The 13,378-nt window shown below is 36.1% G+C and carries 8 protein-coding genes; 3 read left to right on the top strand and 5 right to left on the bottom strand.

What is annotated here, in order from left to right; translation table 11 throughout:
• Positions 1 to 193, bottom strand: a 193-nt coding sequence (locus tag PQ963_09095; GenBank protein ID MEN4029821.1) for a helix-turn-helix domain-containing protein, incomplete at its 3' end; no start/stop codon positions are given.
• A gap of 104 nt (positions 194 to 297) precedes the next feature.
• On the opposite strand from PQ963_09095, the gene PQ963_09090 reads away from it, so the two are divergent.
• On the top strand, positions 298 to 3,021 hold the full coding sequence (locus PQ963_09090) for a DUF11 domain-containing protein (protein MEN4029820.1): 2,724 nt from the start codon (positions 298 to 300) through the stop codon (positions 3,019 to 3,021).
• A 276-nt stretch (positions 3,022 to 3,297) separates the two neighbouring features.
• Here PQ963_09090 and PQ963_09085 read toward each other — a convergent pair whose 3' ends face one another.
• The 4 genes from PQ963_09085 to PQ963_09070 form a co-directional block, all read right to left on the bottom strand.
• Entirely contained in the window at positions 3,298 to 4,008 is a 711-nt protein-coding gene (locus PQ963_09085) for an ATPase domain-containing protein (GenBank protein MEN4029819.1), read from the bottom strand.
• 23 nt (positions 4,009 to 4,031) lie between these two features.
• Positions 4,032 to 5,315, bottom strand: a complete 1,284-nt coding sequence (locus PQ963_09080; GenBank protein ID MEN4029818.1) for a methanogen output domain 1-containing protein — start codon at positions 5,313 to 5,315, stop codon at positions 4,032 to 4,034.
• A 70-nt stretch (positions 5,316 to 5,385) separates the two neighbouring features.
• Positions 5,386 to 7,284, bottom strand: a complete 1,899-nt coding sequence (uvrC, locus tag PQ963_09075) for an excinuclease ABC subunit UvrC (protein MEN4029817.1) — start codon at positions 7,282 to 7,284, stop codon at positions 5,386 to 5,388.
• Positions 7,285 to 7,392: 108 nt separating this feature from the next.
• Complete coding sequence (locus PQ963_09070; GenBank protein ID MEN4029816.1) at positions 7,393 to 8,184, bottom strand: DUF169 domain-containing protein; 792 nt, start codon at positions 8,182 to 8,184, stop codon at positions 7,393 to 7,395.
• A 206-nt stretch (positions 8,185 to 8,390) separates the two neighbouring features.
• On the opposite strand from PQ963_09070, the gene uvrB reads away from it, so the two are divergent.
• Together uvrB and uvrA are read left to right on the top strand one after the other, a co-directional pair.
• Positions 8,391 to 10,343, top strand: coding sequence for an excinuclease ABC subunit UvrB (uvrB, locus tag PQ963_09065; GenBank protein ID MEN4029815.1), 1,953 nt, complete (start codon positions 8,391 to 8,393; stop codon positions 10,341 to 10,343).
• Positions 10,344 to 13,253 (top strand): excinuclease ABC subunit UvrA, encoded by a 2,910-nt coding sequence (gene uvrA, locus PQ963_09060; protein ID MEN4029814.1) that lies wholly within the window; start codon positions 10,344 to 10,346, stop codon positions 13,251 to 13,253.
• Positions 13,254 to 13,378 lie beyond the last annotated feature (125 nt).

Genomic DNA, 13,378 nt, shown 5'->3' with positions numbered 1-13,378 from the left:
CACCATATTTGGGAATTAAACCATCAAAACCTTTTTCATTATATTTTTTCAGCCAATTGAATCCAGTTTCTCTAGTAACACCCACAAATTCTGCTGCATGTGAAATAGGCTTTTTTTGCATGACCATTTTCAAAAAAATAGCCCTTTGATAAACCTTAACATCAATTTTAAGCCCAGAAATAATCTCATCCAACTCTTTAATCGATAAATGCTTTTCAATTTTAATTTTGCTTTTCCCTGCCATAGAAGAATATCTGTAATTAATCAGTTAAATAAGTTTCGTAATTAACTATAGTTTTGGATAATTCTACCAATAATGGACTGGCAAATGCTTCAATAAAGGTACACCTTCAAAACGGTACTTTAGTATCTGAAACATTGACAAATGATGATGGGAGTTATTCTGTAAATTTCATAGATACCAACACGGTTTTCATAGTAATTGCAAATAAGTTAGGTTACGTCCCAATAGCAAAAACAATAACAGTTACTCCGAGTTCTGATCCAGGTGATCCTAATCTTTATGGTACTGCAAATTTTAGGCTCTATGAATTACCCACATACAGTGGCAATGCTTCTAGTTACCTTTTAAATGTAGGCGCGCTTCCCAGTATATTATTAGATATCTATGCTGGAAGGTCAAGTGCATGGGTAAATAGTACAAATTCACCTTATTCTAATGGTGGAGGTACACCTTTAGAAGTTCGGCTTTTAAGTGGTAGTTTGTTATCAGGGCTTTTAGATGTATATTCCACAGGTAATGAGGGTTACAAATATGGAGGACTCGACGTAAGTGCTAATGCTACTTTAGATGCTCTCCTACTAAGTTTAGGGCTTGATGTAGGGCTTTTAAATGCTACTGCTTATTCAAGCATAAATCCACCAGAATCAAGTGGAGGAAGTGACGTAGCATCACTTGATTTAGGTATACAGCTCTTAATCAGTTTATTGTCCTTAAATGTAGATGCTATAACTGCAGATAGTAGCGTAATTCCTAACTTTAATACAGGCTTACTGGTGAGTTCTTCAAACTCTGGAGCAGCCAATATAACTGTAACTCTATTGGGTTTCAATTTATTGGAAATCGAAGCATTACAAACAAATGCAATAGCTTCTGTGAATGGAAATCCTGGAGGCGCTATTGCAGACTTCAACTGGCAAGTAGCAGATATTAGAGCATTTGGTGAAAGTATATTAGCACAATTAACTGCCGATGGAAGCGTTGATATCGGTATTGATTTTGGTCTTTTCTACCTACACGTGCTAACTCTTTCATTAGGTGCTGATGAAGAGACTACAACTCCTGATGGTACTTATGCCCGAGCATCTGGTGATGCTTTAAGATTACAGATTCTTGGCCTTCTTGGCGAGGGTCTGGTTAATTTGATAATTGGACACGCCGAAGCTGAAGCACAGGTTCCTGTAGGAGGATTAGATGTAGACACCTCTGACTTGAGCATTACCAAAACAGTGAACAATCCTAATCCAAATTACCTGCAGAATGTCACATTCACATTAACCGCACGTAATCATGGGCCGGATAACGCTACAGGAGTAACTGTAACTGATTTATTACCTGCAGGACTACGTTTCATATCAGCTGACGGTAATTACAATTCCACAACCGGAATATGGACTATTGGAAACTTAGCAACCAACGCAACCGCAGTACTGAACATCATAGCACAAGTTATTGCTTCAAACACCCAACTAACCAATACTGCAACTATAAACGGAACCAACTACGATCAAAACACCACAAACAACCAAGCAAACACCACTGTAACTGTAAATGCAGCTTCAGACCTTGGAATCAGCAAAACAGTGAACAATCCTAATCCTAATTACCTGGATAATGTCACATTCACATTAACCGCACGTAATCATGGGCCGGATAACGCTACAGGAGTAACTGTAACTGATTTATTACCTGCAGGACTACGTTTCATATCAGCTGACGGTAATTACAATTCCACAACCGGAATATGGACTATTGGAAACTTAGCAACCAACGCAACCGCAGTACTGAACATCATAGCACAAGTTATTGCTTCAAACACCCAACTAACCAATACTGCAACTATAAACGGAACCAACTACGATCAAAACACCACAAACAACCAAGCAAACACCACTGTAACTGTAAATGCAGCTTCAGACCTTGGAATCAGCAAAACAGTGAACAATCCTAATCCTAATTACCTGGATAATGTCACATTCACATTAACCGCACGTAATCATGGGCCGGATAACGCTACAGGAGTAACTGTAACTGATTTATTACCTGCAGGACTACGTTTCATATCAGCTGACGGTAATTACAATTCCACAACCGGAATATGGACTATTGGAAACTTAGCAACCAACGCAACCGCAGTACTGAACATCATAGCACAAGTTATTGCTTCAAACACCCAACTAACCAATACTGCAACTATAAACGGAACCAACTACGATCAAAACACCACAAACAACCAAGCAAACACCACTGTAACTGTAAATGCAGCTTCAGACCTTGGAATCAGCAAAACAGTGAACAATCCTAATCCTAATTACCTGGATAATGTCACATTCACATTAACCGCACGTAATCATGGGCCGGATAACGCTACAGGAGTAACTGTAACTGATTTATTACCTGCAGGACTACGTTTCATATCAGCTGACGGTAATTACAATTCCACAACCGGAATATGGACTATTGGAAACTTAGCAACCAACGCAACCGCAGTACTGAACATCATAGCACAAGTTATTGCTTCAAACACCCAACTAACCAACACTGCAACTATAAACGGAACCAACTACGATCAAAACACCACAAACAACCAAGCAAACACCACTGTAACTGTAGGTCCAGCACCAGAGCCAGTAACTCCAGTAACTCCAATTAAGTCTGCACCAGTAACTCCAATTACGCATGCAGCAGTTCCAATGCAACCAACAGGAGTTCCTATTGGCGGAATGTTACTAGCGATTCTATTAGTTCTTGCTGGAATGATATTGTCTAAAAAGAACTAAAAAGATAATTTCAAGACTTAAAACCCTTTATTTTTTATTTTTTTATTTTTTTAAGATTAGATAGTGACCTTTTGAAATACTTCTTTGAAGACCACACAACTCCTTGAAAAACCTTGTAAAACACATATAAGAGGATAAATATTCAGGAAATATCAAAAAAAGAACTCCTATGACGTATACATAGTCACAGACCACATCTGGACCCTAAAAGAATTACCAACCTTCCCATACCACAAAAAACATAAACCAATAAAAGGATCAGTACCTAAAATAATATTATCCTATTTTTTCAGCTCTTGACAATATTTCAAGTCCTTTAGAATTAATTTCATATGTCATGAACTGTATGGGAGTTCTGGTACTTCTTATTTTCACTATATCCATCACTCTTTCTCTTCGGCCGGTGTATGGATTTTCACGTTTCATCAGTTTTATTGCACCGTAAACTGAAAACAGGGCAAGTTCATTAAATTCATTGGAAGTGGCACTGTCTAATATAAGGAGAGTGGTTATATCCCTCTTTTTTAATTCAAATACCAGGTGATCTAAACGATCTCTAAATTCATAGGGAGTTAATTTAGCAGTGTAACCACTTAAATTATCAATTATAACAACTTTAATATCACCGGGGATGTGTTCAATTATTTTTGCAAAGTTTCCCTTCACAGTATCAATATTTATGCTTATTTCAGCCTCAGTAACTCTTGCTCTAATTTCTGCAAGTTCTATAAATTTGAGCAGCCCCTTTTCCTGATACTCTTTTAAATTCCAGTTAAAAGAGTCTCCCTGAAGGTTAAGGTCATGTGCATCTTCTTCTGTAGTAATATATGCAGTTTTAAGCCCCTGATCGCAGCTATTTTTTGCAAAATGCAGCCCGAATATTGTTTTACCTGAACCTGCATCGCCTGTAATAAGCATGGTTCTTCCTGCTGGAAATCCTCCTGTAATTTCATCAAATATTGATATTCCTGTTTTTATTCTTTCCAATTTTACACTTCCTTTAGATTAATTTAAGCAGTATCTTCAGATAAAATAAATTGAAAAGCACATCCTTTGCTTCCTTCAGCCATGCATGAAACATGTTCTACATGACCCCTGATGGATGTCCATGTAAAACTGCGTATAACAATTATCCTGCAAATAATGCAGAACATGGGACTGTAACGCGCTTCCTTTTCCCAGGGGCAGTTAGAAAATACTATTAGTTTCTTCTCTCTGGACAGTTCTTTAACTTCAATCCCTAAATTTGATAAAAATCCTTCAATCCAGTCCATATAACAGCTAAAAACATTTTCACTGGAGGGTGATAATTTAAAAGAAAGGCATTTAGAAATACTCTCCTCAAATCCAGGTTTCATATTTTTTTCAAATCGGTCAGCAAAGCTTTTTGCTATATTATTTCTAATTTGGGGTGGAATACTGGATGCAAAAACAGGTATTGCGCTTAAAAGAAAACCAAAAAGTTCGCTTCTGGCCTTTTCCTTTAATAATTGTTCTCTTTCCTTTTCAGCTTTTTTTCGTTGAGTAATATCCTGAAAAACAAGTACTATACCTGTTTTTATGTTCTTATCATCTGTTATTGGAGCATTTGTATTGCTAACAGGCACTTTAGTGCCGTATTTGGTTATAAGAAGTATATTATCGTTTACACTGGTTACTGAATTTTTTTTAAGAAGAGCATCTATTGATAAATCAACTGGTTCTTCTGTTTTTTCATCAATAATTCTGAAGATGTTTTCAAGTGGATTTCCAGTTGCTTCTTCCTGACTCCACCCAGTAATTTTTTGAGCCATGGGATTCATGAATGTGATGTATCCCTTTTCATCTGTGGTTATTACTGCTTCTCCTATACTTTCAAGTGTGGTGGAAAGCCATTTTTCGTTAGCTCTAAGTTTTGTCTCCATTTCATGCTTGTAAAGTGCTATTTCAATTGCACTGTGTAATTCCCTGTCTTCAAAAGGCTTGATAATGTAACCAAACGGACCGGTTATTTTAGCTCTTTTTAATGTTTTCTCGTCAGAATAAGCAGTTAAATACAAAACAGGAATATTATAATTGTCTTTAATTATTTGCGCCGCCTGAATACCGTCCATTTTTTCATTAAGTACAATGTCCATCAAAATTAAATCAGGTCGCATTAGAGCAGCTTTTTCTACTGCTTCCTCTCCAGAAGGTACTACTGCAAGCACTGTATAATTCATATTTTCCAGCCGATGTCTTAAATCCATGGCCACAATGCTTTCATCTTCAACAACAAGAATTTTAACAGACGACATATCCATCATATGTTTCATATTTAAAACATATTAATATTTTGCCCTCTGGTTAACTTTCAAGCTATCTAAATTGAAAAATCAACTTCTTTTAATAGCCTTTTCCATGGAGGTGCTTGTAAATAATATGGGCCAGGTTCCTGTTAATACCTTCAACTTCTGCAATCTCATTAATATCTGCACATTTAATGCCTTCTATATCTCCAAAATGCTTTAAAAGATTTATTTTTCGTTTTTCTCCCACTCCCTTTATTTCATCAAGTATAGAATGCCTCAGCTCCTTGGATCTCAGTTTCTTATGGTATGTAACTGCAAAACGATGCGCCTCATCCCTTATTCTCTGTAAAAGATGTAATGCTTCCAAATTACGCGGCAAAATAATGGGATTTGAAACTCCAGGTACAAATACATTTTCAAATTCCTTAGCAAGACCGATAACTGGTATATCTTCAAGACCAAGGGATTTTAATACGTCTAAGGCTGCGTTAAGCTGTCCTTTACCTCCATCTACAAGAATCAGGTCAGGCTTTTTATCATTTTCCCCTGGAGAAATTTTACTGTATCTCCTTTTTATAACGTTTCTTATCATTGCATAGTCATCAGGCCCATCCATCCGGATTTTATACCGTCTGTACCTGCTTTTTTTAGGCACAGCATCCTCAAAAACCACCATTGATCCTGCAGAAAGCTTACCGCTGATATTGGAGATGTCAAAGGCTTCAACTTTCCTTGGAATTTTGGGGAGGTTAAGGTATTTTTTAAGGTCAAACAACGCACCTCTTACTTCTTTTTCCTGATTTTTTATAATGGCAGCGTTTTTTGCAACCATTTGAATCAGACGGCCTTCAGTACCATTTTTTGGAAGTCTAATATCAACTTCACGCCCTCTTTTTTCAGAAAGCCATTCCTTTATTAAATCAAGCTCATCTGGAATGTACTCTATGATTATTTGTGAAGGTATATGCCGGGGTGTCATATAATACTGTTTAAGGAAGGCGTTCAAAAGCTCTGCTTTTTCGACGGTCGTACGAAATTGAAAATTTCGTGGCATTCGAAATTTATAATTTCGATGTCCCGAAAACGAAGTTTTCAAGGACCCCGAAAATCTATGATTTTCGACGGCTGAAAGTATTTTATCTGGAAGGGCATCTTCTACACCGCTCATCAAAAAATCATCCTTTCCAGTGATCTTTCCGTCCCTGATTGAAAAAACAACAACACATGCTGCTTTTTCATCATATGCACAGGCTATCACGTCCTGTTCAAGTCCCCTATCAAATTCTATTTTCTGTTTTTCAAAAATACTGTCTACTGACTGGATTTGATCCCTTAAAACCGCTGCTTTTTCAAATTCGCAGTTACTTGCAGCTTCTAACATTGATTTATTTAGCATTTCAATTATTTCACTGTACTTACCCTCAAAAAACAGGTTAATTTTATCTATAATTTCGTTATATGATTCTTTTGTAATTTTACCACTGCAAGGAGCATTACACAGGTGAATCTGATAATTAAGGCATGGTCCATTCATATTTCGGCATTCCCTTATTTTAAAGAGTTCTTTTAAGGATTTAATCATTCTTCTAACAGATCCAGTATCAGTAAAAGGCCCATAGTAATATGCATTGTCGTCTCTAACATTTCTTGTAATTAGAACCCTTGGAAAATCTTCACTGGTAATTTTGATGTATGGATATCTTTTATCGTCCTTTAATCTTATGTTGTATCTTGGTTTGTATTTTTTTATGAAATTGGACTCTAAAATAAGCGCTTCCTTTTCTGTATCAGTTATAATATATTCTAAATTGTGAAAATGACTCATCAGCAATTTTGTTTTTAAAGGATGTTCTTGGGTACTGAAATAGGATTTAACCCTTTTTATCAATGACTTTGCTTTACCAACATAGAGAACATCGTTGTCTATATTTCTCATTATGTATACGCCGGGTTTATCTGGTAGGTTATCTGGTTTACTGCAACGATTTGGCATTTAATCGCCCCTGTAATGTTATTATTTTGTACTGGTTAATTCATGTCATTTTTAGGCAAAGAAAAATCAAGGATATTAAAACGAATAGAAAGGATTATAAATGAATTTTTAAGGAAAGTTAATTACGTCTCTTATTTTAGGATTTGCCACTTCAGGTCTTTTTGCAGCAAATGAATCCTCCAGATCTTCATGCATTCTTTCTGCAACTTCTAACGGCATTCCTATTGCCATATATTCTGGTGGAAACCACACATTTCCAGTAGGATCAACAGGACCTAAAAAAGCTGTTTCTTTGGGAGCTTTTTCAGCCATTCCTGCAGGATATGTAACAAATGTAGCACATGCAGGGCCAAAAGGCACGTTAATAGCTTCGAATGGATTTTTTGTCCTGAAATGAATAAGACTACTCAAATTACGTATTTGTTCTCCATTTCCAAAGCATAAAATTGATTTTACATCGACTTCTTCCTTAATATCTTCGCATTTTTGAATTACTATGTATTTTCCAGGAGTTTTTATTTTTCCAACAGATTCTAAAAATTCTTCAACAAGTTCAGGGCTTGCTTTCAAGTATTCTGCCTCCCCTTTTCTAAAATTTTCACTGCCAGTTGAGACAAAGTATTTTATGAACTTTAAAGGTTCTGTAAATCCAAAGTACATCATTGCTCCAGGGCAACATCCTTTAAGAGTATCTTTCCCTGTATACAGTGGAGGTTCTTTGTTATTCACCGCATTAATTAGTATGGCCTTAGCTACGCATCTATCATTAGAGCACATAGGTACAGCATTATCTGGTATATTTTCTGAACCATAAACTGCTAAAGGACTTGTATCTAATTTTACAGCTTTTTTAAGGCTTTTTCCAATTTCTTTAATGGAAGCGTTTAAAATTATAATCACCTTTTTCGTTATACCATATTTTTATATAATATATCCGCCAATATAAATTAAATTATTTTCTAAATGTGATGCTTAAAATGTATATATTAATATGAATCAGATTACTTTTCAAATGCTCTTACTCAAAATCTATTACTGAAGAAGTAACATAGAATTTTTTGGGTGAATATTGATTTGAAAAGCCTTTTTTAAAAGAGGAAGGATAAATGACAGGATTTAAGTTAGTATCAAACTATAAACCATTAGGTGACCAGCCAAAAGCTATAAATTCCCTGGTTAAAGGCTTTAATAACGGACTAAAACATCAAACGCTGCTTGGAGTTACAGGTTCTGGAAAAACTTTTACCATGGCCAATGTAATTAAAGAAATTCAAAAGCCCACTTTAATTATTTCCCACAATAAAACGCTGGCTGCACAGCTTTATGAGGAATTTAAAGAATTTTTCCCGGAAAATGCTGTGGAGTATTTTGTAAGTTATTATGATTATTATCAGCCAGAAGCTTACATTCCTCATACTGACACTTATATTGATAAAGAAGCCAGTATAAACGACGAAATTGATCAGATGAGGCACTCAGCAACTCAATCACTTCTTTCAAGGGATGATGTTATTGTTGTTTCCAGTGTTTCATGTATTTACGGTATTGGATCGCCTGAAGACTATGGAGATCATCTTCTGCACATGAGGGTAGGCGAAATACACGAAAGAGAAGATATATTATCAAAACTGGTACACATTCAATATGAAAGAAACGATATAGACTTTAGACGGGGCAAATTCAGAGCAAGAGGGGATGTTATAGAGATATTTCCAGTACATGGCTCTTTACCTGTCCGAATAGAATTATTTGGTGATGAGATTGATGGAATATCTTATATTGACCCATTAAAGGGTAATGTGGTGAAAAAAATAGATAGAATCACCATATTTCCAGCAAAACACTTTGTAATATCTGATAGCAAAATGCAAAGAGCATTGGAAGCCATTGAAGCAGAATTAGAGGATCGTCTTACTATACTGCGTGCACAGAATAAATTACTGGAAGCACAGCGTCTGGAGCAGCGGACAAGATTTGATATGGAAATGCTTGAAGAGATGGGCTACTGTCCTGGAGTGGAAAATTATTCACTTCATTTAAGCGGTAGAAAGTGGGGTAGCATGCCGTATACACTGATAAAGTATTTTCCAGAGGATTTTCTTACAATAATCGATGAATCACATGTTACTGTGCCCCAAATTGGTGGAATGTATGCTGGAGATCGTGCACGTAAAGATTCTCTCGTAGATCATGGATTCAGACTTCCATCAGCCAGAGAAAACCGTCCTCTTAACTTTGAAGAGTTTGAAAGCCTGATGAACCAGGCATTATATGTTTCTGCAACTCCTGCAAAATATGAACTTGAAAGAAGTGAAAATACTGTAGAGCAGATAATAAGGCCTACAGGGCTTGTTGATCCTGAAGTAATCATTAAGCCAGTTAAAGGACAGGTGGACCATCTTTTAGGAGAAGTACAGAAGAGAATAAAGCAGAACCAGAGAATACTGGTAACCACCTTAACTAAAAAAATGGCTGAAGACCTTACAGATTACTATGCAAAAATAGGGATTAAAGTAAGGTATCTTCATTCAGAAATAGGAACGCTTGAACGTATTGAGATCATTGACGACCTTAGACGTGGTGAATTCGACTGCCTTGTTGGTGTTAACCTTTTAAGGGAGGGGCTGGATCTTCCAGAGGTTTCCCTTATTGGAATACTGGATGCAGATAAGGAAGGTTTCTTAAGGTCTGAAACATCTCTTATTCAGACAATTGGCCGTGCAGCAAGAAATATTGATGGCCAGGTAATTATATATGCTGATGAAATTACAAAATCCGTGGAGTCTGCAGTTAATATTACAAACAGGAGAAGAAAAATCCAGATGGAATATAATAAAAAGCACGGTATCACGCCTAAATCAGTTTCAAGGACAATTAAAGAAAAACAGAAAGATAAAATTGAACTCATGGCAGATATTGAAAATATTCCTGAAGATGAACTACAGCTCCTAATTAAAGATTTAGAGCATGAAATGAAATTAGCTGCATCTAAACTTGATTTTGAAAGAGCTGCAAAAATCAGAGATAAAATCACTGTTTTAGAGGGAGTTTCAAAATAGATGGACACTAAAAAAAATAACATAGTTATAAAGGGCGCCAGGGAACACAACCTGAAAAACATCGATATTACTATCCCTCGAGATAAGCTTGTTGTAATTTCTGGAATCAGTGGTTCAGGCAAATCATCGCTTGCATTTGACACAATTTATGCTGAAGGACAGAGAAGATATGTAGAATCTCTTTCAGCTTATGCAAGACAGTTTTTAGGTCAGATGAAGAAACCAGAAGTGGATTATATTGAAGGACTGTCTCCTGCAATTTCAATTGACCAGAAAACAACAAAAATGAATCCAAGATCTACTGTTGGAACAGTTACTGAAATTTACGATTACTTAAGACTTCTTTATGCACGAATAGGTGTTCCACACTGTTATAACTGTGGTAAACCCATTTCACAGCAAACATCAGGTCAGATTGTAGATAATATCTATAAAGAAGAAGAAAAAACTAAAATACAGGTCTTAGCTCCTGTGGTTAAAGACAGGAAAGGTGAACATCACAAAATATTTGAAGAGCTGAAAAAGAAAGGATTTGTAAGAGTCAGGGTAGATAGTGAAGTTTTAAGTCTTGATGAAGACATTGATCTGGATAAAAATAAAAAACATACAGTAGAAGTTGTTGTGGACAGACTAATAATAAGATATGATGTTGATTTTAAAAGAAGGCTTGCTGATTCAGTTGAAACCGCACTTGAACTTGGAGAAGGTTTAATTGTTATTTTATATGAAAAAAATGGTAAAAAGAATGAAATTGCATACAGCGAACATTTTGCCTGCACAGACTGCAATATAAACTTTGAAGAGATAAGTCCAAGATCATTTTCATTTAACAGCCCGCATGGTGCATGTCCTGAGTGCAACGGGCTTGGAACTAAGCTTGAAATTGACGTAGATCTGGTGGTGCCTGATAAATCCCTCTCTTTAAATGATGGAGCAATTTTACCCTGGAGCAAATCCAAAAACAGGGATAATTACTACAACCAGATGCTTAAATCACTTGCTCTTCATTACGGCTTCAGTATGGACACTCCTTTTAAGGATTTACCTGAAAAATACCAGAATATAATTCTTTATGGATCTTTAGGGCGGATAGATTTTACATTTAAGCGAAAAGATAGAATGCACCACGTGAGGAGAAAATTTGAAGGTGTTGTAAAGAGGATGGAACGTCTCTTTATGGATACAAAATCAAATTACATGAGAGGATACATTGGACAGTTCATGAGTGATAGAAAATGTCCTGCATGTGGTGGGACAAGATTAAAGCCAGAAAGCCGTTCAGTTAGAGTTGAGAATAGATCTATTTTTGAAGTATCTGCAATGCCTGTTAAGGAATCTAAAAAGTTCTTTGAGGAGTTGGAATTAACTGGAAGGGAATATTTAATAGCAAAAGAAATATTAAAAGAGATAAACGAGCGTTTAAAATTCCTATCAGACGTAGGACTGGATTACATCACACTTGAAAGATCATCAGGAACTCTTTCAGGTGGAGAAGCTCAAAGGATTCGTCTTGCAACCCAAATTGGCTCAGGGCTTGTGGGAGTGCTCTATATACTTGATGAACCAAGTATTGGACTGCACCAGAAAGACAACGCAAGGCTTATTGAAACCCTTAAAAAGCTCAAAAATATAGGTAACACCCTGATTATTGTTGAACATGATGAAGAAACCATATTATCAGCAGATCACGTGATTGATATAGGGCCTGGAGCAGGAGAACATGGGGGTAGAATTACTGCTTTTGGAACACCGTATGAGATAATGGATAATCCAGATTCTATTACAGGCAGATTTTTATCAGGGAAAGAGACGATTGAAATCCCAGATAAAAGAACGAAACCCGAGGGTAAATTCATTACAGTTAAAGGCGCAAAACAAAATAACCTTCAAAATATCAATGTTAATATACCTATTGGAGTTTTTACATGTGTCACAGGAGTTTCTGGTTCTGGTAAAAGCACCCTGATAAATGATGTGCTCTATAAAGGTCTTTCTGCTAAATTCAACAAAAAACATGTTAATGCAGGAAAACACGACGATATTTTAGGGATTGAAAACATAGACAAGGTAATTATTATTGACCAGTCCCCAATTGGACGTACACCACGCTCTAATCCTGCAACATACACTGGAGTTTTTACCTATATTAGAGAAATCTTTTCTGAAACTATTGCAGCTAAAAAAAGAGGTTATAAACCTGGTAGATTCAGTTTTAATGTTAAAGGCGGGCGCTGTGAAGCATGCAGTGGCGATGGAATAATAAAAATTGAAATGCACTTTTTAGCAGATGTTTATGTCCCATGTGAAGTGTGTAAAGGAAAAAGATACAATAGAGAGACACTGGACATTCGATATAAAGGTAAAAACATTGCTGATGTTCTTAACATGACTGTTGAAGAGGCCCTTCATTTTTTTAGAAACATTCCAAGAATCCATAAAAAGCTTAAAACACTTGATGATGTGGGACTTGGTTATATAAAGTTAGGGCAGCCTGCTACAACCCTTTCTGGTGGAGAAGCACAGCGTGTGAAGCTTTCTAAAGAATTAAGCAGACAAGCTACTGGTAAAACTCTGTACATACTTGATGAGCCAACCACAGGACTTCATTTTGCAGATATTAAGAAACTTTTAGATGTTCTTGGAAAATTAAGAGATTCTGGAAATACAGTACTTGTGATTGAACATAATCTGGATGTTATTAAAACTGCAGACTACATAATAGACCTTGGACCTGAAGGTGGGGATGAAGGAGGGCTTGTTGTAGCCTGCGGCACGCCAGAGGAAGTTGCATTGAGCGGTACATTTACTGGAAATTTCCTGAAAGACGTTTTGGACTCTAAATCATCTATTTTATCCCATGAAACTAATTCGAAAATGGTTTCAGAAGGGCTTCCATCTAATAACAAATGAAATTATTTTATAGTATAAGACGTAATATTTTTAACTAATGAAGATCATAATTATTATTCATGAGTAGAACCCCTTCTTTAAAAGTTAAAAAATGGATTACCCGTGAAGAATTGAAAAAACTGATA

Source organism: Methanobacterium sp. (assembly GCA_039666455.1).
Classification (GTDB): Archaea; Methanobacteriota; Methanobacteria; order Methanobacteriales; family Methanobacteriaceae; genus Methanobacterium_D.
Note: the sequence above shows the minus strand (reverse complement) of the source record. Positions and strands in the feature narration are given on the sequence as shown.

Coding starts and splice junctions, on each gene's coding strand:
- PQ963_09080 (MEN4029818.1), bottom strand. CDS start 5,315: ATGAAACATATGATGGATATGTCGTCTGTTAAAATTCTTGTTGTTGAA.
- uvrC (MEN4029817.1), bottom strand. CDS start 7,284: ATGCCAAATCGTTGCAGTAAACCAGATAACCTACCAGATAAACCCGGC.
- uvrB (MEN4029815.1), top strand. CDS start 8,391: ATGACAGGATTTAAGTTAGTATCAAACTATAAACCATTAGGTGACCAG.
- uvrA (MEN4029814.1), top strand. CDS start 10,344: ATGGACACTAAAAAAAATAACATAGTTATAAAGGGCGCCAGGGAACAC.